The following is a 22788-nucleotide window of genomic DNA, read 5'->3' on the forward strand; positions in this document are numbered from 1 at the left end:
GAGCGGCCGAGAAATCCACCGATGCGGCATCGTCCGGTGACAGGTGGCTGGCAGCGCTTCCCCGCCGAAAATACTCCACACGAGGGTCGGCACCGCCAAAGGCGCGCTCCTTGAACACCAGCCCTGTGGAATGCTCGGCATCATGGATCAGGTGTCGGCAGTCCACGCCCTCCGCCTCCAGGGTGCGCCGAAGGTAGTCGCCGAAGCTGTCGACACCCACGCGGCTCAACCAACCGACGTGGAAGCCGAGCCGGGCCAGGCCGATGGCGACATTGGTATCGGCACCGGCTATGCCGCGCTGGAAGTGTTCGATATCGGGCATGGCCCCCGGTGCATCGGCCACGAACAGCGTCATGGCCTCGCCGAAGGTGAGCAGCGTGGGGGCGGATGAGGGAGTGGCGGACATGGGCACCTCGTATCTCTGGAAGCATGGCTGGCGTGTCATGGTCTGGTGTTGCCGCCAACCGCGTTCATGGCCTCGTATCTCGCGTCGAGCCCCGCATGATCAATGTCGGGGCATGCCGATCAATTGGGGTGTCCGCTCCAATTGGACCACTTCACCGTTCCCATCCTAGGCGCTTGATGCCGACAAGGCTAATGGCCTGCGGTGCCCCAAGCTGACCTGTATAAACACGCGCCAAGGTAAGTCTTCCAAGGCCCTCTCAGCTACACTATTGACACGATCATCAGTACGAACTTGGCCAGGTGGTTTCGATGCAACAACCTGAACGTTCGCGGTATGGCGTGACGCTGCTCTCCTATGAAGCGGGCGTATTCGATCTGGATGGTGTCGTGACGAATACCGCTCGGGGTCATTGCCTTGCCTGGCAGCGGCTCTTCGATACTTATCTCTCGACGCTTGCCGAGCGCGATAGTGCGCTATTCCAGGCGTTTGACCCTGACGAGGATTATCGGCGCTACCTCGACGGCAAACCGCGCTACGAGGGGGTACGCAGCTTCCTTGAGTCACGCCATGTTTACCTGCCGTTCGGCAAGCCTCAGGACCCACCGGACCAGGAAACCATCTGTGGCCTGGGCAATCGCAAGCAGCGCTTGTTCGAAAAACTTCTGGCCGAGCAGGGCGTCGAGGTCTTCGCTTCGTCGATCGCGTTCATCGAATCGATTCGTACGGCCGGCTTGAAAACGGCGCTGGTGTCGTCAAGCAAGAATGCGCGGGACATCCTCGCCAGGGTTGAGGCGAGCCATCTGTTTGATGCCGTGGTCGACGGCATTGACGCGGAGCGGCTCGGCCTGCACGGCAAACCCCAGCCTGACATCTTCCGCCACGCCGCCAGCCTTCTCGCCACCCCGCCTGATCAGGCCTTTGCCATCGAAGATGCGCTTTCCGGCGTCGAGGCTGCTAGCCGAGCGGGCTTCGGCCTGGTGATCGGGGTCGACCGCGCCCAGCAACGCGAGGACTTGCTGGCCCATGGTGCCCATATCGTCATTGACGACCTGGCTGAGCTGATGCCGCCCGGTGTGGTGCAACAGGATCCGCTGCCGGAGGCGCTGGGTAGCTTCGATCGTCTTGTCGAGCGCCTGGGGCGTCGGCTACCGGCGATATTTCTGGATTACGACGGTACCTTGACGCCGATCGTCGACCGGCCGGAACTGGCCATGCTCGATGCGGCCATGCGCGCCACTCTCGCACGACTGGCACAGCGCTGTACGGTCGCTATCGTCAGTGGACGCGACCGAGCCAACGTTGCCGAGCTGGTAGGGATCGACAACCTTATCTACGCCGGTAGCCACGGATTCGACATTACCGGCCCCGATGGCCTGCATATGCAGCACGAGTGCGCGGCGGAATTCCTGCCGACACTCGACTCGGCAGAAAACGAACTGCGGGCCCGCCTGGCCGACGTGCCGGGTGTGCTCGTCGAACGCAAGCGCTTTGCCATCGCCACCCACTACCGTCTTGTCGCCGAGCGTGACGTGGATCGCGTCCGAGCGGCCGTCGCGTCCGTTGTGGGCGAGCATCCGCAACTGCGGCAGACCGGTGGCAAGAAGGTCTTCGAGCTGCGCCCTCAGCTGTCCTGGGACAAGGGCAAGGCCGTTGTCTGGCTGCTCGAGGCGCTCGACCTGGCAGACGATGCCGTTATGCCGATCTATCTGGGCGACGACGAGACCGACGAGGATGCGTTTGTGGCGCTGCGTGAGCGGGGCGGTCTCGGCGTGTTCGTCGGCGACGCGTCCCACGCCACGGCCGCCAGCTATCGATTGGACAACACCGATGCCGTCAGGCGCTTTCTTGGCCGCCTTGCCGGCAGGCTGGAAGGCGCATCATGAACGACTGGACACTGGATTATCACGCCTTCGATTCCGCCCAGGAGGGGCTGCGTGAAGCGCTGTGTACGCTGGGCAACGGTTACTTTGCGACCCGGGGTGCCGCGGGCGAATCGGAAGCCGGGGAGATCCACTACCCCGGGACGTACCTCGCGGGAGGTTACAACCGTCTGTCGACGGAGATCGCCGGTCGGGTGATCGAAAACGAGGATCTCGTCAACCTGCCCAACTGGCTGTGCCTGACGTTTCGGCCCGAGGGCGGCGATTGGTTCAACCCCATGGCGGGTGAACTACTCGACTATCAGCAGTCCCTCGATCTCAAGGCGGGTGTGCTCAGGCGGCGGCTTCTTTTCCGCGATCATCAGGGGCGTGAGACCACGCTGACAACCCAACGTCTTGTGCATATGGGTCAGCCCCACCTGGGCGCCATAGAGTGGTATATCCGCCCCGAAAATTGGTCAGGACGCATCTCTGTACGCTCGGCGCTGGATGGGCGGGTCATCAATGCCGGTGTCGAGCGCTACCGACAGTTGGCCAGCACCCATCTGGTGCCGCTGTCGACGGACACACCCTGTGACGACACGATTCGTCTACAGGTCGAAACGTGTCAGTCCAGGTTGCGTATCGCCCAGGCCGCCCGCACACGCCTTCGCGTGAACGGTCAGGCCGTCGAGGGCGCGCACCAGATCCTCCAGGAGAGCGGGTATATCGCCCATGAGATGACGTTTGAGCTCACGGCGGGCGACGAGGCCGTGGTCGAGAAAGTCGTGGCGATGCATACCTCGCGTGACCGGGCCATTGCCGAACCCGGGCTCGCCGCCTGTCAATCGGTGGTCAGGGCCGGGACATTCACCGAACTGCTGGAAAGCCATCGACGGGTCTGGTCACATCTCTGGCAGCGCTGCGACGTGACGCTCGATGGAGGCGAGTCCGCCCAGATGATTCTGCGCCTGCATATCTTTCACCTGCTGCAGACAGTCTCGCCACACAGCGTCGACCTGGACGTCGGCGTGCCGGCCCGAGGGCTGCATGGCGAGGCCTATCGTGGGCACATATTCTGGGATGAGCTGTTCATCTTCCCCTTCCTCAACTATCGGATCCCCGAGATTACCCGTGCGCTATTGTGCTACCGCTACCGACGCCTGGACGAGGCTCGCCACTTGGCGCGCGAGGCCGGCTATCAGGGCGCCATGTACCCTTGGCAGAGTGGCAGCGATGGACGAGAAGAGAGCCAGCAGGTCCATCTCAATCCCAAGTCGGGTCGCTGGATACCCGACCACAGCGCTCTGCAGCGTCACGTCAGTGCCGCGGTGGCCTTCAACGTATGGCGTTATGTTGAGGTGACCGACGATCGTGCCTTCCTGGCCTACTATGGCGCCGAGATGCTGTTCGAGATTGCCCGATTCTGGGCGAGTGCCGCGTCCTGGAATGCGCAGCGCAAGCGTTACGATATTTGCGGCGTGATGGGCCCCGACGAGTTTCACGACCACTATCCTGACGCGCAGACACCGGGGCTCGACAACAACACCTATACCAACGTCATGGCTGCCTGGGTGCTGGCGCGTGCTGCGAAAGTCTATGACATGATCGGTGAGCAGCGCCGACAAGAGCTGAGCGAGACGCTGAGTCTTACGGAGCAAGAAATCAGCGACTGGACGACCATCGGGCGGGCACTGTTCGTGCCGTTCCACGAGGATGGCATCCTCAGCCAGTTCGAAGGTTATGAGCACCTGCAGGAGTTTGACTGGGCCGGCTATCGCGAGCGCTATGGCGATATTCATCGCCTCGATCGGCTGCTCGAGGCGGAGGGTGATAGCGTCAACCGCTACAAGGCGTCCAAGCAGGCCGACGTGCTGATGCTGTTCTACCTGTTTTCCGCCGAGGAGTTGGGCGACATCTTCGCCCAACTCGATTATCCCTTCTCGAGAGAGCTGATTCTCTCAACCATCGATTATTACCAGCAGCGCACCTCGCACGGTTCGACCCTGAGCCGAGTCGTCACCTCTTGGGTGCTGGCGCGCTCGGATCGTCGCCAGGCCTGGGACTTGTTCCAGCAGGTCCTGCTGAGCGATATCGAGGACCGCCAGGGCGGCACCACGCCGGAAGGTATTCACCTGGGCGCCATGGCGGGCAGCGTGGACCTGATCCAGCGTGGTCATACCGGGCTCGAAGTTCGTGATGGGGTGTTGCGCCTCAATCCCTGTCTGCCCGAGGCACTGAGTGGCTTGCACATGCGGCTGCGTTTTCGCGGGCATTGGCTTGAACTCGACCTGGACGGCGGTCGCCTGACCCTGACGGCACCCGAGGGCTGGGCCGGGCTGGAGCGCATCCTGGTCCGCGATCAGGTCTATTGGGTTGGCGAAAGCCAGCGGATAGCGTTGTACTTTTCTCCCGACGAGGGCTGCTGGCAGCCTGACAGGGGATAAAGCGCTGCCACCACCCCTCGGCTGTCAATTCCTCAATGGCAACTCCCTCACCCAGGTTCAAAGTCCATCCTGATCCTTCAGCGGTTTCGTCGCAGGCAGGCCCCACTGTCACACAAGTCAATGAAAACCTTTGGCATTACCGTGGCCAATGAGCCGATTTGCAGTAGTCATTGGTATTGGTATCTCTCGCTGACCATATTCGTCTGTACCAGAAGACAGCACGAAAATTGGTTTAAATCCCGCGACACGAGTCGCTTGATGACGAAGGAGATAACAACATGCAACTGCCGTCACTGATCGAGATTCCCAATGGCGAAAAAGTAGTGCCGACTTTCTCGGATAGCGAGATGCAAGGCCGGCTGGCGCGTCTGCGCGACTATATGGCCCAGCAGGGCGTTGATGCGGTGGTGCTGACGTCCTATCACAACATCAATTATTTCAGCGATTTTGTTTACTGCAAGTTCGGCCGTGACTATGGCCTGGTCGTCACCCAGGATCGCTTCACCACCGTGACGGCCAACATTGACGGCGGTCAGCCCTACCGCCGCAATCGCCTGGGCGACAACATCGTCTATACCGACTGGCAGAAAGACAACTTCTTCAAGGCCGTCAAGCAGCTGTGTGAAGGCAAGCGGCGCGTCGGCGTCGAGTTCGACCACCTGACGCTGCAGAACAAGCAAAAGCTGGTCGATGTGCTGGGTGACGTCGAGCTGGTCGACGCCGGCGTGCCGACCATGAAGATGCGCATGATCAAGTCTGCCGAGGAGATCGCGCTGATTCGCCAGGGCGCACGCATCGCCGACGTGGGTGGTGTGGCCGTGCGCGACGCCATCGCCGCCGGTGTGCCGGAGTACGAGGTGTCACTGGCCGGTCAGGCCGCCATGGTGCGCGAGATCGCCAAGACCTACCCGCACAGTGAATTGATGGACACCTGGGTGTGGTTCCAGTCGGGCATCAATACCGACGGCGCCCACAATCCGGTAACCACCCGACGCGTGCAGCCGGGTGATATCCTCAGTCTCAACACCTTCCCGATGATCTCGGGCTACTACACCGCTCTCGAGCGTACCCTGTTCTGCGAGCATGCCTCCGATGAGCACCTGCGCCTCTGGCAGGCTAACTGTGAGGTCCACAAGCGTGGCCAGGAGCTGATCAAGCCGGGAGTACGCTGCTGCGATATCGCCCATGAGCTCAACGAGATCTTCGCCAAGCATGACCTGCTCCAGTACCGCACCTTCGGTTATGGCCACTCCTTCGGCACCCTCAGCCACTACTACGGCCGCGAGGCAGGCCTCGAACTGCGCGAGGACATCGACACGGTGCTCGAGCCCAACATGGTGGTCTCCATGGAGCCGATGATCATGGTGCCGGAAGGCCAGCCGGGTGCCGGCGGCTACCGCGAGCATGACATCCTGGTGGTCAACGAGCATGGGGCCGAGAACATCACTGGCTTCCCGTACGGGCCGGAGCACAACATCATCAAGTAAGCAGTTAAACATGAGGGGAGCTAAGCTCCCCTTTTCTGTCAGAAAGATGATTCGGTTTTTCATTCTTTCATGTGGTTGTATGGATGCCTTTTTCGCCGGCAAGTAGGGCTAAAAGGCGTGGGAATCGAAAAAACCGCTCAGTGCTTGGGGAGGCAGTATGAAAGATGTGAAAATTGAAAATATGGACTGGGTTTCCTATAAGGAGCTCACTGAAGAAGGGAAGTGCAAGATTATTCTTCCGGTGGGTGCAATCGAGCAGCACGGCCCTCATATGTCACTCAATCCTGATGTGCTGATTCCTAGCCATATTGCCGAAGAAGTGGCAGGAAAAGCTGATAATATGCTGGTGGCGCCTGCCATCAGTTATGGTTATAAGTCACAAGTAAAGTCCGGGGGAGGCAACTTCTTTCCGGGAACAACCTGCGTATCCGGCAGCTCCCTCGAGAATTATGTCTTTGACGTTCTGCAAGCTTATGTCAATCACGGCAATCGTGAGTTTATTTTAATCAACGGTCACTTCGAAAACTCCATGCATTTGTGCGAGGCTGCCGACAAACTGGTCAACAAGTGCAAGGCGGAGAAGATAAGCGTAAAAGTCTATCTGTTATCATACTGGGATTTTATCAGCGAAGAGACAATAGCGAAGGTATTCCCGGATGGCTTTGCTGGTTGGGCAGTAGAGCATGGTGGAGTTCTGGAGACTTCGATTATGTTGAAGATTTATCCGGAGCTGGTCGATATGTCCAAGGCAGTCGACGTCGAGCCGGCAACCTTTCCTCCTTACGATGTCTTTCCACCCGATCCCTCCTGGGTTGCGCCTTCCGGTACGCTATCGTCGCCACTGAAAGCCACCGAAGAAAAAGGAGCGCTTATTCTTGAGGAATGCATCTCGGGAATTGTACAGCATTTAAATTGAATGTTTGTTGCGGATGCCTTGGCAGTGGTCCGGCATTTTTCTGGGACAGGTAACATGTCAGTACAATAACAGAGAGGTAACGTAAAATGCCAAATAGCGATAACACAGAAGGGCGCAATACATCCCATGAGCCGGTTGCCGTTCCCCGGTTCACGGGGCGTGATTTGCCGCCCCTGGGTAGGTTGATTATTCAGTTTGCGCCACCGATAGCCATCATTGCACTTATTGTAATGGTGCTGCGAACACCTGATGGCGTAGCCGCTGTCATCTTTGATATGCGAACGTATGTCACAGGAGGCTTTACCTGGCTTTTTATACTGTATTCGCTCTTTGCCGTGGCAGTATGTGGCTGGCTTGCTTTCAGCAAGGTTGGAAGTCGAGTTCGGTTGGGCGGTCCCAAGGCGAAACCAGAATACAGTAACTTTGCCTGGTACTCGATGCTATTTGCCTGCGGGCAGGGTATAGGGTTGATTTTCTGGTCGGTTGCCGAGCCAATCATGCTTCGCGACGCCAGCCCAGTCATTCAGGCGTTGGAAGGCAATGTGGCTGGGGGCGGTCTTGTCTGGGCTTACTTCCACTGGGGATTCACTGCTTGGGCCATGTATTGCGTCGTGGCAGTGTGCCTGGCCTATTCGCATCACAACCTCGGCAAGACCCTGACCTTCCGCGAAGCGACAGTGGATATACTGCCGCAGTGGGCCCAGGGCGGTGCCGGCGTGGTCGTCGAGCTGTTGGCCATCATGGCGACTATACTGGGCTTATCCACCTCCTTTGCCTTTGCAGCGATGCAGTTCTCTTCAGGACTTACCTCCTTTACCGGCATCGCTTCTGGCCCCACCATCTGGCTGTTTGTCATTGTTGGTCTGGGGACCGCCGCGGCAATCTCGGCCTTCTTTGGCATCAGCAAGGGCATGCGCCTGATCAGTGAAACAAACTCAATCCTGAGCGTTGTTCTCGTCGTCGCCGCGTTTATTTTTGGTCCCACTCTATTCATCATATCCAATATCACGCAGACGTTTGGCTCCTTCTTTACGAATTTCATCGCCATGAGCTTCTGGACTGACGCCCCAAGTACCGCCGAGCCGTTGTCGTCGTGGCAGAACAGCTGGAATGGCTGGTGGACCGTGTTTATCTGGTGCTGGGTGATTGCTTTCTCACCCTTTGTCGCTGGGTTTATCGCCCGAATCTCGCGTGGCCGAACGCTTCGTGAATTCGTGATCGGGGTCACCATCATTCCTTCCTTGATCGTCATGCTATGGATTGGAGTGCTTGGGTCCGCTGCCATCTACTACGATGATCAGAGTGGGCGTGGGATTTCGGCTGCAGTGAACGAAAATGTCTCCAGCGGCCTGTTTGCGATGCTGGAGTCGATACCGGTCGTGGGCAGTCTTCTCCTGGTGGTGGCAACCGTGCTGGTAGCTACCTACTATGTGACATCGCTGGATGCCGGTACCTATGCGCTTGCGGATTTCGTATCTGCACCAAAGCGGGCGGGAGCATGGTTCCGGGTGGTTCTGGTAATCAGCATCGGTACCGTTGCCACGGTGCTGCTGACACTCGGAGGAAGCGGGGTCGTTGATACCGTACAGACCGGCACTATTATCGGCGCTTTTCCCTTCTCCATTGTGATCTTGCTGATGATCGTCAATACGATAAGGCGTCTCCGAAATAGAGATAAGTCCGTAAAAGAGCTGGAAAAGGCGGTAAATGATCCAGATCCGAACCTGAAGCTGAACGTAGACAGTGAGGGAGAGGCTCAAGCCACCACGAATGAAACATTGGCGCCGAATGGGTTAGGGTCGAGAGGCGTATAGCAGACCGTAGGTTAAGTTGATTCTGTCCTGTTCGGTGGCATAAGCACAAGGACATGGACCGTCGGAATGTCTGGCCTGGCAGCCGTATTATGCGGCTGCCAGGCCAAAGTCATGAGGAAGATAGTGGGTCGATATCCCGATCAAATGATGTTCCGCTGGCGGCCTCACAAGTTGGCAATTCCCGAGCGTAAAAAGTCAAGCACATGCCGCGAGGCCACGTTCAGCTCGCGCGGTTTGTAGTACAACCCGATACACACCTTCTCAAGACTCGGAAGGCTAGCGGTGCTGCCGGTATGCTTCAGGTGTTCCGGAATCACCGAGCTGGCCATTGCCGTAACCCCTAGCCCCTCTTCGACAGCAGAGAAGATGCCGAGCAGACTGGTACTCGTGTACATGAAGCGATAAGGATGATGCTGCCCTTTCAGGGCTTCTTCCATAATGGAGCGGTAGACGCAACCCTGAGGGTAGGCGATCAGCTGTATTGGGTCGTCGTGACAGCTGGTGAGCCGACTTTCCTTGTAGACCCACTCGATATTCTCCAATCGGTAATCGCGTGAGTCCCTGTCTTCATTATCCTTGGCGCGCTCCATGGCAAGGGCGATGTCGTAATGTCCCTTCTGGTAACGCTGGAGTATGACCTTGCTGATCTCGCAGTCGACTTCCACGATGATGTTGGGGTAAACCCGGGAAAGATTCCTCAATGCCTTGGGAAGAAACGCCAGTTCAAAGTCGTTGGGTATGCCTAGCCGAACCTTGCCGGATACATTATCCCCTCTTACCTTGGCGATAATCTGATCATTTATTTCCAAGATGCTACGCGCGGATTCGTAGAGATATTCTCCGTCCTCAGTCAATTCAAGACTAGAGCCTCTCAAGAATATCTTGGTATTCAATATTTCTTCTAGCTTTTTTACTTGAAGACTGATCGCCGGTTGCGAACGGCCAAGCAATTCACCAGCGCTGGTGAAACCTCCCAAGTCCTTGATCGTAACAAATGTCCTCAAAAGATCGGTCGGTATATTGGTCATTGTTTCGCCATTTTAAAGTCTGATGCGGCCATTGAGTATACAAATTGGCGCGAGTTATGCACGGGAAATACCTTAACAGTGTCGAAATCGGCATCTTGACAGGGCTACTGTCATTCCAAATCAAGAACAAGAGGATATAGGCTTATGAATTCCTGGGTGTTGACCACTTTTCTGATACTTACCTGCTACATGCTGGTGCATGCCGGCGCCGCCTACCTCCGAAGGGAGCTAAAGAGAAAGTCCGCCAACGACTCGATGAGGAGGTGACCATGGACGCCTACAAAATGTTCAATTGGGGGCTCTTGATCCTCACCTTCGGGCTGCTGATCTATCTTGGCTATCTCTCCTCAAAATACATGAACAAGAGCGATGAGGGAGGTTTTTTGCTGGCGGGGCGCTCGCTGGGGGCCTTCGTATCGGCCGGCACCATCGTGGCAACAGGATTCAGCGGCTGGGGCTTCATGGGCTCGCCCGGTGTGACCTACCAGTTCGGCGCCATCGAGGTGCTGGGCAACTTCTTCTTTGCCCCGGCCATGATGATAGCGGTGCTCTACTTCGCGAGCTTCCTGCAGCGCCGGGCGCTCGAGATGGGCAGCAACACCATTCCCGAGTATATCGCGCAGAGCCACGGCAGCGGCGCCATGGGGCGCGTGCTGCAGGGCGTGTCTGCCTTCATCACCATCCTGCTGCTGCTGGTGTTCCTGACCAGCCAGATCAAGGCGGTGGGCCTGCTGGGCGCCGGCTGGCTTGGCATCGAGCTCAACCAGAGCGCCTTGCTGATGGTCTCGGTGATCATCATCTATACCATGCTGGGTGGGCTCGCGGCGGTCGCCTGGACCGATACGGTGATGGTTTGTGGCATGGCCCTGGCCGCGGTGATCATCCTGGGGCAGATACTCACCTCCGTGGATCTGAGTACTTGGGAAGCCTCGCTCAACGCCATCGACCCCGAGCTGCTCAATCCCACCACCGGGGCTCACTATGGCGATTCCATCGGCACCGTCTTCCTGGTGTTGCCCTACGCCTTCCTGTTCGCTTCCGTCCTTCCTTACATGGCGGTGCGTTTCCTGGCCATGAAGCCTGACGTCAAGCTGCACAAGGTGGGCGTCTACGTGGCCATTCTCGGGGCGTTGCTGAGCCTGATTCCTATCGTGGGTCTCTACGTGCGCATGCAGGTACCCGACCTGGCCGATCCCGACATGGCGATGCCGGTCTATCTGGAGCGGTTCATGCACCCGGCGGTTCAGGGCATCATCACGCTGTTCATCATCTTCGCCATGAAGTCCACGGCCAACTCACTGCTGCACACCGTGGCCTCGGCGACCTCCCACGACCTGCGCCTGTCGCTGTTCGGCCCGATGGCCAGCGAGCGACTGGCGCTGATGATCAATCGCCTGGCAGTCGTGGTGCTGGGCGTGGTGGCCCTGCTGATGATGCTCTATGCCCCGCCCTTCATGCTCTCCTGGCTCGGTATTCTCGGCTCTGGCACCCTGCTGGCCAGCATGATCGGGCCGGTGTTCATCTCCACCTTCTGGCAGGGCAGCGCCTGGGGCGCCCTCACGGCCATGCTGGTTGGCTTCTTCATCAGCGGCTACATGATGCTCTTCGCGGATGTGGGCTGGCTGATCGGGCCGTTAACCGGCTGCGTTATCTCGGCGGCCTGTTATGTGGGGGTGTCGCTGTTGACGGGGCGTTCTCGGGTGAGTCGACACTTGGCCCACTGAGGTGAACATCAAGTAGCGCCTGTGAACGGGCCGTGGCGGTAAGGCCACGGCCCGTGCATTTCAGTCGTCTAACTCTTGGTTCAGTAGCTGGTGGAACAGGTGGCAGCTGGGTGAAACATAGGCGCTGCCCCAGGCGGCGATGGTTTCAAGGTGCTCGTGTGGCGTTGCCAGTGGTACCACAGCGATATCATCGCGACGAAAGCGGCTGACGCAGTCGGAGTACAGCGAGATGCCCATGTTGGCAGCCACTAGCCCGAAGATTCCGCTGCTTGTAGAGGCCTCTTGGATGATGTCGGGACGAAATCCTGCCTTCAGGCAGAGTCTGAAAATATGATTGCGGAAGGTGCTCCACCCCTCTTCGGTACCGAGGATGAACTTCTCCTCTGACAATTCGCCCAGCGTTAATTGTTCACGGTCGGCCAAAGGATGGCGTTGAGGCAAGATTACAACCAGTTTCTCGATCGCGGCGCGATGCGTCTCGATTCCTGGGAGTTCCACCGGTCCAATCATGAAGCCGATATCAATGCGCTGGTCCATCAAAGCATCGTGCTGATGGTGAGATGGCATATAGATAAGCCCAACGGCTATATCAGGATAAGTCTCCTTGAAGGTATCGAGAATCTGTGGCAATACGCCATTGATGGAGAAATCGTTGTAGGCGATGGTGATTCGGCCTATGTCACCCCGGGCAGCTCGTTCGGCTAGTTGTATGCCGCGTTCGAGATGTCGTAGCGCTGCCCGACATTCATCCATAAACAATTTTCCTGACACTGTTAACTCTACCTGCCTAGTAGTGCGAGAAAAAAGCTCGGCTCCGATGTTTTCTTCTAGGCCTTTTATCATACGGCTTAGTGCAGGCTGTGTTATGCACAATGCCTCTGCTGCTTGCTTGAAATGTAGAGTGCGAGCAACGGCAAGGAAGGCTCGGATCTGGCGTAAATCAAATCTTAGATTCATGATTTTCAGGACAACAATTGTTGCAGAAATGGCATTAGACGTAATAACTTGCAGGGCCTAGTCTTTAAAGTGTGTAGTCTATAAGCATTTAGCTTTAGTCTAAGCCCTTTATGCGTTGGGTTGAAAAGCGAATTTTACCACAAAGCAAACAGAATTTTTTGCTGTTTTCAGATAATAGCTATTCTGGCAAATAATATAATTTGATGATGACTTGTGAGGTCTGTTATGGCTCGTATTGGTGTAGATGTCGGCGGTACAAATACAGATATTATTTTGGAAACGTTTACCACTGATTCGGTAGGAGCTGGTGCTTACCGTCACAAGGTGCCAAGTACGACTGAGGATCAGTCGATCGGTGTTTTGAAAGGAGTAATTGAGGTTTGTGAAAAGGCAGGGATAAAGCGAAATGAAGTTTCTACCATAGTTCATGGTACAACCGTAGCGACCAATATCTCCATAGAGCATAATGGTGCAGAAGTGGGGATGCTGACTACCAAGGGTTTCAGAGATATTCTGCATATAGGCAGGCACAAGCGGCCTCACAACTTTTCACTTCATTTTGATGTGCCTTGGCAATCTAATCCCTTGGTAAAAAGAAGGAACCGAATTCCAATCTCGGAACGAATTCTTCCTCCCTCAGGTGAAGTAGAGGTTTCCCTTGACGAAGAAGAGGTCAGGCAGGCTGCAAGGAAATTCAAGGAATCAGGAATCAGCTCGGTTATCGTTGGATTTCTATTTTCTTTCCTTAACAAAGAACATGAGCTTCGGGCAAAAGAGATTGTTTTGGAAGAAATTCCAGATGCCTATGTGTGTTGCTCATGTGAGGTGGTAGACGCCATGCGAGAGTATGAGCGATTTTCTACCACGGCCATGAATGCATATGTTGGACCCAAGACGGCTTTGTATCTGAAAAACCTTGAGCGACAGCTAAACGAAAATGGCATTGATGCAGACTTGAGGATTATTCAGTCAAATGGCGGGCTTGCAACTGTAGATAGCTGCTGTGAAAAGCCGGTAAATATTCTCATGTCGGGGCCTGCCGGCGGCGTTATTGGCGGAAACTTTTTTGCCGACCTAGATGATGAAAAGAATATTATTACCGTAGATATTGGTGGAACATCAGCAGATATCTCAACTTTGGCTGAGGGTGATATTAAAATCATGAACCCACGGGATTCATACGTTGGTGGGCATCCCGTGATGGTTCCTATGATCGACTTGATCACTATCGGTGCTGGTGGTGGGTCAATAGCCTATATCGATGAAGCCGGTGGGTTCCAGGTCGGGCCGCGTTCAGCGGGTTCAATGCCGGGGCCTGCCTGCTATGGCCGTGGAGGAGAAGAGCCAACTGTTACGGACGCCAATATCCTTCTGGGCCGACTGGATGCGGATCAAATGTTGGGGGGAGATTTGAAAATTGATCCCGATCTATCTTACAAGGCAATCAAGGAAAAGATCGCGGATCCTCTTGGCCTTAGTGTCAGAGATGCAGCATTAGGTATCATCAAGATCGTTAACAACAACATGGCACTTGCTATTCGATCAAACTCAGTTGCTCGAGGGGTAGACCCTAGGGAGTTCATGTTAATGCCGTTCGGAGGCGCCGGACCTGTTCATGGGCCTGCTTTGGCGGAAGAAGTTAATGCGAAAGGCGTTATAGCGCCTCCTGCACCCGGTATCACATCAGCAGCAGGCTTATTGACTACCAATCTTCAGTATGAAGTTACGAGGTCATATTTATGCGAGCTTACCTCAGTTCGCGATCGTCATGCCGAAGCGCTCCAGTCGCTGCTCGAAGAGTTAGATATGGAAGCCGTAAATAAGCTGGTGAAGGATGGGGTCGAAGCTTCTCAAATAAAACTGACTCGATTTGCTGAGTGCCGTTATCATGGCCAAGGCTTCGAGCTACGAGCAGAAATACCTGAAGGCGAGCTGACTAGAGGCTCGATACAGCAGGTGGTAGAGAACTTCCATAGGCAACATGATATCGATTATGGCTATAGGTACGATGACGCTGAAGTCGAGCTTGTGACGCTTCGTGTAGTCGGGGAGTCCGCCTCGAAAATGCTGGAATGGAAGGAGCTTGAGCCAGCTAACGGCAAAGGATTTGAAGAAGCCGTTATGTATGAAAGAGATACAACATTTGCTGATGGTCAGACCCTCGTGACGCCACGCTATGATCGAGACAAACTGTTGTATGGACACATTGTCTACGGCCCGGCACTGATTATGCAACATGACTCCACATCACTAGTGCCGCCAGGTTGGAGTGCATCCGTATCAAGGTTCGGAAACCTCATGATCTCCAAGAACAAGCTGACCTACGGAGTATAATAAGATGAAACAGAAAAAAGTCGACCCAATCACCATGCAAGTTATCAGTGGTGCCTTAGACACCATTGCCGAAGAAATGGGGCATGTGCTCTATCGGATGTCGTTTTCATCAATTATTCGGGAGTCACAAGATCTGGGAGCGGGCCTGTTCGATAAAGACTATCAGACAATCTGTGAGTCTGAATCGACACCAATGCATATCGGGTCGATTCCGGCTTATCTTAGGGGCGTAGAGAAAACACTCCAAGATGGGGAGTGGTACGAGGGGGACGTTGTCGTTCATAACCATCCATATTATGGGTCAAGCCACACTCCTGATCTGGCGATAATTATCCCCATTTTTTATAAAGGCAGGCTGGTTGGGTTTTCAGCAAATACGGCTCACCACATTGATATCGGTGCCGCTACGCCAGGCCTTATCATCGATGTGGCTGATGTCTATGCTGAAGGGATGCTCTTTTCAGGCCTCAAACTTTATGAGAAAGGCAAGAAGAATGAAGGTCTTGCAAAAATGATTACGGCTAATAGCCGTGCTTCAGTGCAACTTATGAGAGATATTGAAGCCCAGATCGCTTCAGCACAGCTGGGCGTCAATAGGTTTCAACAGCTGCTTGATAAATATGGAGAAGAGTTCACTTTTACTGCCATTTATCAGCTTATGGATTACTCGGAGAAAATGCTGAGAAGCAAGATTGCTGAGATACCGGATGGTGAATATCGGGCTGAAGGCTTCCTTGATGATGATGGAAGAAATCGTGATGTGCAGCTCCCAGTAGTGGTTACTGTAAAAATCAAAGGTGACTCAGTCACTGTTGATCTTACAGGGTCTGCCGATCAGACTCCGACTGCATATAACGTGCCTTTTGAAGGCTCCTGCAAGGTTGCTGCATTTGCCGCGTTCAGGAAATTATTGCTTGATGCCAGCAAGCTGGAAGTTCCTATTCCATCGAATGAGGGGTCCTTTCGCCCTATTGATGTGGTGGCGCCTGAGGGCAGTATTTTTAATCCTATTTTCCCAGCGGCCGCTGAGGCACGCTTTACACAGTGTAATATGATGATTGACCTGATCATCAGGGCACTGGCGCCTGTTCTTCCAGATCAGACAATTGCAGGTAGTTCTGCTGCCATTTCCTTTGCCTCTTATGCAGGTGTAAAGGAAGATGGGAATTATTGGGTTTTCCTTGAAGTCAATGAGGGCGCATATGGCGGGCGTCCACACTCTGATGGACCGGATGCTATTGATAACCTTATGGCGAATACCAGGAATAACCCCATCGAAGATCTGGGAATGCATTTGCCAATGATCTGTGATCGGTATGAGTTGAGAGATGATGTTATGCCCGGTGCCGGTAAGTATAGAGGCGGCATCGGTGTTGTTAAGGCGCAGCGCGTTCTTACGCCAGGCTTTATCACACATGAAAGCGAAAGGCATACCCATGTTCCATGGGGGGCTTTTGGAGGTTCAGAAGGCGCTGTTGGTAAATGTGATATTTACAACTACCACTCAAAAGAAAATGTCAAAAGTATGTACTCCAAGTTTTCTGGATATGCTACCAAATCTAATGATGTCATGGCATTCTATGCTCCATGTGGCGGTGGTTATGGTAACCCCTTAGAGCGTCCACCTGAGCAAGTGCGAGAAGACGTCCTCGATGATTTCTGCACGGTACAACATGCCCATGAAGCATATGGGGTTGTGCTCGACCAAAACCTCGAGATTGATCGAATGGCAACAGCCGCAAGACGTAGTGAAATGGGAGGCTGATCCTAATTGTAAGCAGGGGCGGGCGACACTTTTCCGCCCCTATGCTTTTTATCTTTATTATAACGCCTGGCCTGACGAATAATTTCAATATCACAAGGGTAATAAAATGACTACATCAGATGCTGGCGTTGCCAGCAGACCTGCGCAAAAAAAGTCTGAAAAGAATCATCTTCTTGAAGAGTCTATACTCCCCGTGGTCAATAACCAGAGGCCAATTACAGCGTTAGGCTTTGTCTGGATCTGGATTGGCATCGCTGTAATGATCGCGACCTTTCAGCTTGGTGCGAATGGCATTACAGGGGTTCCTCTCTTGCATGTGGTGCTAATAATATTCTTTGCCAATGTGGTTTTAGCCTTTCTAATGCTGTTGACAGCCGATATTGGTACTGAGCATGGGCTTTCATTCTCAGTTTATCTCAGGGCCCCGTTTGGCGTATATGGCACTCACTTCCCATCGGTATTTCGCGGCATCGTGGCAGCGATTTGGTTCGGTATTCAAACATACCTTGGTGCGCTAGCGCTCAATGGTATTTTTGAGTACATGACCGGATTCTCTAGCTGGCCCGTCTGGTATGTTGTGTTTGCTGCCGTCCAAGTGGCTAATACGGCAATGGGAATCAAGGCTGTTGAGAGGCTAGCCGCCATTGCGGCACCTGCTATCCTGGCGATTTCTATCTGGATGTACTTTACTCTTGATGTGCTTGCGCAAACCCAGGGAATTAATATTTGGAGATTTGTTGGTGAACAGGATGTAACAGTCTTAACTCTCTTTCTCGCCAATGTTGCATTCTGGTCTACTTTGGCTATTGACATTCCTAATATTACGCGATTCGTAAAATCCCCCTCTGGTGAAAGACGGTTCTTTCACCGAAACAAAAATGTCCTGCTAGCTCAACTTCTTGCACTTCCTGCTGCTCAAGCTTGGATAGCCCTGATCGGCGCCGTGTCATTTATTGCTGCAGGAGATTGGAATCCTGTCACTGTCATTCAGGGACAGGGGGAGGGGCTGAGCCTAATCATTCTTCTTGTTCTCGTCATTTTGGCTCAGTGGTCGACCAATAATGCAGCAAACCTGATCCCTGCGGCGCTTGCATTTGTCAATGCAGGAGCCCCAAGGATTTCTTATCCTGTCGCAGTGGCTATAGCGGCCATTGTGGGTACCCTTTTTATGCCTTGGAAGATTCTGGACAATCTTTTTTCCTTCCTGTTTTCGTACGGTGCCTTTCTTTCTGCCATTGGTGGAATCATGGTGGCTGATTACTATTTCATAAGAAAGAGACGTATCAATGTTCCGCACCTATATCGTGAGGGTGGTCAGTTTCACTATTATAAAGGTTTTAATCCCGCTGGCCTTATTGCGTGGGTGGTGGCAGGGACGGTGGCGTTTTATTCGGCGCAGTGGGCATTTGTTCTAGGCTTTGTGCTCGGCGCACTGATTTATTTCGCTGTTATGAAGCTTTTTGTGATGAAGAAATTCTCTCAGGAAGAGTGTGTCTCTTCCAACTCGGAAAATTATTTGGGCACCAGTGCAGGTTTTAACTGGGTATATGATCGTGAGAATCAAAGCTTCATGCGCGTGCGTTCTGAGAATCTAAGCAAGGAGATTTCGCGGGAGGATCTATAGAAGGTTGTGATGACGTCCATGGCGCATTATTGCTCAAGATGTTATCAATAATCATAAAAATGTAATTGGACGGCATTAAATTCAGTGGTTAATCTTAAAAATGCCTTATGGCACATAAATAATTTTTGCATTAAAACTGGATAACGATTTTCGCTAACTTGGAGTAAATAAAATGTCTCAAGATTTGATGGCCATGCTGGAACAAGCCTTCGAAGAATCCACCAAGCTTTATAAGGAGCGTGGCTTCCAGCGTCGTGTCGGTTTCGGCAAGAGACCGGCACTGGTGAGCGTTGACCTCGCCAATGCTTGGACGCGTCCGGGAAATCCCTTCACTTGTGATCAGGAGAAGATGGATAACGAGATCATTCCCGGTATGCAGAAGCTCCTCAAGGCGTTCCGCGCCGCGAACCTGCCGGTTATCCACGTAACGACGGCCTACGAGATCACTGACCGCAATGCCTCTTTCACCGATATGGGGCTGTGGCACAACAAAATCCCCGTCGAGGTCGTCGATCTTGCCGACAAGGAACTCTGGGCCATCGATTCTCGCATCGCCCCGATCGAAGGCGAATACACTCTTCTGAAGAAGCGGGCCTCGTCCTTCCACGGCACCGAACTCGCCGGTATCCTGCGTGCCAATGATGTCGACACGATCCTCGTGACGGGTGTGACGGCCTGCGCCTGTGTGCGCCAGACTATTTGTGACGGCATCGCAGACGGTTTCCGTCCTATCGCGGTCAAGGAGTGCATCGGCGACCGTGTGCCGGGGGCGGTGGCCTGGAACCTGTTCGATATCGATGCCAAGTTCGGGGATGTTGAATCGGTAGATCGCTGTGTCGATTACTTGAACACCATCGGCCATTCCAGATCCTGAGTCTGTTGCCAGCTAACCGCTCAGAAAGCGAGCCCAAAAGGGCTCGCTTTCCAGTTTGGTGGTATTGGGACTAGAGTCGAATTATTTAGTAGGGCGTATGCCTGGCGGCTTCATGGGCAGCGTCCAGCCCTTGGTGGACGGCCTGGCGAAAGCCGCTGTCGAGCATGGCATTCAGGCCTTCGGTAGTCGTACCGCCGTAATCGAGGAATCGTTCGACCAGCTGCGCAGGTGACGTGTTTTCTTCAAGCATCAGCTGACTGGCGCCTGAAAGGGTGTGCAGCACGCCGCGCCGGGCAACTAACTCAGATACACCCTGGGTCATGGCATGGCTGATCAGCGCGTCGGCCAACAGTGCCGGAAAAGCGGGGCCACTGCCGGTCAGAGCCGTCAAGTACTCTATCTGGGCCTCTTCTTTGACCTCATCGCTTGGACCGCAAGTCGACAATAACCGATGGACCCAACCGCGTTCGTCACTGGCCACTTCAGGCGTGGCATACCACGGCGTATAGGAGTGTCCGACGGCGGCAGCGGCATTGGGCATGGCGCGCACGATACGCTCGCTGCCTGTCGCTCGGGCCAACGTGGAAATCGGCACCTTGGCCATCAGCGAAATTACCAGCCGCATCTCAAGTGACAGGCTCAAAGTGTCAAACTGCTCGGGCCGAACCGACACGATGACGACATCGGCCAACTCCACGAGGGCATCGGCGCTGTCGACGCAAGTCACCTCCGGCCACGCCTGGTAGTGGTGGCCCGAGCGGCTCGTTGTCACGACAAGCTGGTCAGGGGCAACCAGGCCATGGGTCAATACCGAACGCCCTAGCGCACTGCCAAGCCAGCCATTACCCCCGATGATGCCGAGCGTCGGTAGCTGCTTCATGAACCATCTCCTGTTGAGCGGTCGCCAGCTCCGCGGAGGAAAACCGGGCCGTATGCCGAGAAGCGAAACGCTCCAGGTCTGCAGGGGTGCAAGATTGCCCGGTAAAGATGTTGACGTACTGGGCCACACGGCTGATACGCGTATCCTTGGTCTCTTGGGTGTGCATCGCGATGTAGCCAATCTGGAGCAGATAAACGGTTCTGGCCCGAGTATCGGCTTCCGAGGTGTCGTAGCCGTAGCGGATAAACATCGCCTGCAGCGCGCTCAGACGTTGCTCGTCGGCCTCACGCACCCGCTCGGCGACGGCACTATCCTGCAGGCTCCAGCTTCTGACGGCGTACTCGAATTCCGAGTCGAAGAGGGAAGCGTCAAACCAGCAGTCGAAGACATTCAGCATGGCCTCGACGATCGACGAGGCATATTTTTCTGTCTGCAGGATCAGGGCCTTCGTATTCTGGCGTTCCCAGCGTTCCAGCAGGGCGGCAAGCACCTCTTCGCGGTCCTTGAACAACCAGTAGAAACTGGTGCGCGACGTGCCCAGCGTCTTGGCCAGCGGCACGATCTTGACGGCGCCGACACCCGAGGTAACCAGCAGCTCGTACGCCGCATCGATCCAGGCAACCCGGTTGCTATTGGAACGGTCGTTTTTCACCCAGTTCTCTCTGTGCAAAGGCCATGACACCGATGATATCAGGAAGTTTGTCTTCCTTATGAACATATGTGTCTTTTATGTTGACAGCTATGTACAGCGAGGGCTAGCTTGAGTCAACCCCATAACAACAAGGGAGTCCCTACCGTGAAAAACGATCCGCTGCTGCAACCGCTGCAACTCAAGCACCTGACGCTCAAGAACCGGGTCATGCTGACGTCACATGAGCCCGCCTACCCGGAAGACGGCATGCCCAAGGAGCTGTATCGGGCCTATCACGTGGAGCGCGCCAAGGCCGGTGTGGCACTCACCATGACGGCGGGGTCCGCGGCGGTATCCAGGGACAGTCCCCCCGTCTTCAACAATATTCTCGCCTACCAGGATGAGGTGGTGCCGTGGATGCGCGACCTGACCGACGCCTGCCATGAGCATGGCACGGCGGTCATGATCCAGCTGACCCATCTCGGCCGCCGGACCCGCTGGGACAAGGGGGACTGGCTACCGGTGGTCTCGGCGTCGCACCACCGTGAGGCCTCTCACCGTGCTTATCCCAAGAAGGCGGAACTCTGGGATATCGAACGACTGATCGGAGATTACACGGATGCCGCCGAGCGCATGCACGCCGCCGGCCTGGATGGCCTCGAGATTCAGGCCTACGGTCACCTGATGGACCAGTTCTGGTCACCGCTGACCAATGAACTCGACGCGCCTTACGGGGGCAGCCTGGACAACCGGCTTCGCTTCACCTTCGAGGTGCTCAAGCGCATCCGTGAGCGAGTGGGCGAGAAGTTTCTGCTGGGCGTGCGCTACACCGGCGATGAATGCCTGCCGGGGGGCTTCGATGCGCGCGACGGCATGGAAATCTCCCACCGCTTGAAAGACAGCGGCCTGGTGGACTTCCTCAACGTCGTAAAAGGGCATATCGATACCGACCCGGGCCTGACGGATGTCATTCCGATCCAGGGCATGCCCAGCGCACCCCACCTGGACTTTGCGGGCGATATCAAGCGCGAGGTCGATTTTCCCACCTTCCACGGCGCCAAGATTCAGGATGTCGCCACGGCGCGTTATGCCATATCTTCCGGCAAGATCGATATGGTCGGCATGACACGTGCCCATATGGCCGACCCGCATCTGATGCAGAAAGTCATGGAGGGGCGCGAGGAGGAAATACGCCCTTGCGTCGGTGCCAACTACTGCCTCGACCGTATCTATCAGGGCGGGGCGGCCTATTGCATTCATAACGCCGCCACCGGCCGCGAAACCACCATGCCGCATACCATTGCCCCGGCTAACACCCAACGTAAGGTCGTAGTGGTCGGCACCGGGCCTGGCGGGTTAGAGGCGGCGCGCGTGGCTGCCGAGCGGGGACACGAGGTCGTGGTGTTCGAAGCCGCCGATGCCCCGGGGGGCCAGATTCGCCTGACGGCACAAAGCGAACGCCGGCGTGAAATGATGGGCATCATCGATTGGCGCTACGAGCGCTGCCAGGCGATGGGCGTCACCTTCCATTTCAACGTGTTCGCCGAACAGGATGAAGTGCTCGCGGCGTCCCCCGATGTGGTCATCGTGGCGACCGGGGGGCTACCCAACGAACAGGCGCTTGACGAAGGTAATGAACTGGCCATCACGGGTTGGGACATTCTCTCCGGCCACGCCAAACCGGGCCGCAACGTGCTCGTCTACGATGAAGCCGGCGATCATACCGCCTTGCAGGCGGCAGAGATCATTGCCAAGGCGGGCGCAAAAGTCGAGTACATGACCGCCGACCGCGCGCTGGCGCCGGAAGTCATGGCCATGAATCTGGTCCCGTACATGCGCTCGCTACAGGTATTGGACGTGACATTCACGCCGACCTTCCGTCTGACCGGCATCCGCCGTGACGCTGGCGACCTGGTCGCCTCGGTCAGCAGTGACTACACCCAGGTCAACCGGGAACGACGTGTGGATCAGGTCGTGGTCAACTTCGGCACCTTGCCGATGGAAGACCTCTACGAGGAACTCAAGCCGCTATCCAGCAATCA

At 55.3% G+C, this 22788-nt stretch carries 16 protein-coding genes; 11 read left to right on the plus strand and 5 right to left on the minus strand.

What is annotated here, in order from left to right; genetic code table 11:
• A partial coding sequence (locus BM341_RS18400; RefSeq protein WP_245784332.1) for a PfkB family carbohydrate kinase occupies positions 1 to 406 on the minus strand: 406 nt, incomplete at its 3' end.
• A 308-nt stretch (positions 407 to 714) separates the two neighbouring features.
• Here BM341_RS18400 and otsB point away from each other — a divergent pair.
• The 5 genes from otsB (at position 715) to BM341_RS18425 (ending at position 8929) form a co-directional block, all read left to right on the plus strand.
• Positions 715 to 2289, plus strand: coding sequence for a trehalose-phosphatase (gene otsB, locus BM341_RS18405; protein ID WP_089797700.1), 1575 nt, complete (start codon positions 715 to 717; stop codon positions 2287 to 2289).
• On the plus strand, positions 2286 to 4712 hold the full coding sequence (locus BM341_RS18410) for a glycoside hydrolase family 65 protein (RefSeq protein ID WP_089797702.1): 2427 nt from the start codon (positions 2286 to 2288) through the stop codon (positions 4710 to 4712). The genes otsB and BM341_RS18410 overlap by 4 nt, the downstream gene beginning before the upstream one ends.
• A 278-nt stretch (positions 4713 to 4990) precedes the next feature.
• Positions 4991 to 6199: a M24 family metallopeptidase gene (locus tag BM341_RS18415; protein WP_089797705.1), complete on the plus strand. Its 1209-nt coding sequence runs from the start codon at positions 4991 to 4993 to the stop codon at positions 6197 to 6199.
• Between the two features lie 157 nt (positions 6200 to 6356).
• Entirely contained in the window at positions 6357 to 7115 is a 759-nt protein-coding gene (locus tag BM341_RS18420) for a creatininase (protein ID WP_245784333.1), read from the plus strand.
• Positions 7116 to 7201: 86 nt separating this feature from the next.
• Positions 7202 to 8929: a BCCT family transporter gene (locus BM341_RS18425; RefSeq protein ID WP_089797707.1), complete on the plus strand. Its 1728-nt coding sequence runs from the start codon at positions 7202 to 7204 to the stop codon at positions 8927 to 8929.
• Between the two features lie 164 nt (positions 8930 to 9093).
• On the opposite strand, the gene BM341_RS18430 is transcribed toward BM341_RS18425, so the two are convergent.
• Positions 9094 to 9957 (minus strand): LysR family transcriptional regulator, encoded by an 864-nt coding sequence (locus BM341_RS18430; protein ID WP_089797709.1) that lies wholly within the window; start codon positions 9955 to 9957, stop codon positions 9094 to 9096.
• A gap of 269 nt (positions 9958 to 10226) precedes the next feature.
• On the opposite strand from BM341_RS18430, the gene BM341_RS18435 reads away from it, so the two are divergent.
• Positions 10227 to 11681: a sodium:solute symporter family protein gene (locus tag BM341_RS18435; RefSeq protein WP_089797711.1), complete on the plus strand. Its 1455-nt coding sequence runs from the start codon at positions 10227 to 10229 to the stop codon at positions 11679 to 11681.
• A 60-nt stretch (positions 11682 to 11741) separates the two neighbouring features.
• Here the strand turns inward: BM341_RS18435 and BM341_RS18440 are convergent, their stop codons facing one another.
• Positions 11742 to 12638 carry a LysR family transcriptional regulator gene (locus tag BM341_RS18440; protein ID WP_089797713.1) on the minus strand — a complete coding sequence of 299 codons (897 nt, stop codon included), beginning with the start codon at positions 12636 to 12638 and terminating at the stop codon, positions 11742 to 11744.
• A gap of 225 nt (positions 12639 to 12863) precedes the next feature.
• Here BM341_RS18440 and BM341_RS18445 point away from each other — a divergent pair, with 225 nt between their 5' ends.
• The 4 genes from BM341_RS18445 to BM341_RS18460 all read left to right on the plus strand — a co-directional run bounded on the left by BM341_RS18445 (position 12864) and on the right by BM341_RS18460 (position 19235).
• Positions 12864 to 14972 carry a hydantoinase/oxoprolinase family protein gene (locus BM341_RS18445; protein WP_089797715.1) on the plus strand — a complete coding sequence of 703 codons (2109 nt, stop codon included), beginning with the start codon at positions 12864 to 12866 and terminating at the stop codon, positions 14970 to 14972.
• A gap of 4 nt (positions 14973 to 14976) precedes the next feature.
• On the plus strand, positions 14977 to 16737 hold the full coding sequence (locus tag BM341_RS18450; RefSeq protein ID WP_089797717.1) for a hydantoinase B/oxoprolinase family protein: 1761 nt from the start codon (positions 14977 to 14979) through the stop codon (positions 16735 to 16737).
• Positions 16738 to 16843: 106 nt separating this feature from the next.
• Complete coding sequence (locus BM341_RS18455; protein ID WP_089797719.1) at positions 16844 to 18361, plus strand: NCS1 family transporter; 1518 nt, start codon at positions 16844 to 16846, stop codon at positions 18359 to 18361.
• A 172-nt stretch (positions 18362 to 18533) separates the two neighbouring features.
• The gene (locus tag BM341_RS18460; protein ID WP_089797721.1) at positions 18534 to 19235 is read left to right on the plus strand and encodes an isochorismatase family protein; all 702 of its coding nucleotides are present in this window, start codon (positions 18534 to 18536) and stop codon (positions 19233 to 19235) included.
• Positions 19236 to 19320: 85 nt separating this feature from the next.
• Here the strand turns inward: BM341_RS18460 and BM341_RS18465 are convergent, their stop codons facing one another.
• Positions 19321 to 20115: a pyrroline-5-carboxylate reductase family protein gene (locus BM341_RS18465; protein WP_089797723.1), complete on the minus strand. Its 795-nt coding sequence runs from the start codon at positions 20113 to 20115 to the stop codon at positions 19321 to 19323.
• Entirely contained in the window at positions 20078 to 20767 is a 690-nt protein-coding gene (locus tag BM341_RS18470) for a TetR/AcrR family transcriptional regulator (protein WP_245784334.1), read from the minus strand. The genes BM341_RS18465 and BM341_RS18470 overlap by 38 nt, the downstream gene beginning before the upstream one ends.
• A gap of 144 nt (positions 20768 to 20911) precedes the next feature.
• Here BM341_RS18470 and BM341_RS18475 point away from each other — a divergent pair.
• Positions 20912 to 22788 (plus strand): NADH:flavin oxidoreductase (locus BM341_RS18475; RefSeq protein WP_089797727.1); only part of this gene is annotated, 1877 nt, incomplete at its 3' end.

Source organism: Halomonas korlensis, assembly GCF_900116705.1.
Classification (GTDB): Bacteria; Pseudomonadota; Gammaproteobacteria; order Pseudomonadales; family Halomonadaceae; genus Halomonas; species Halomonas korlensis.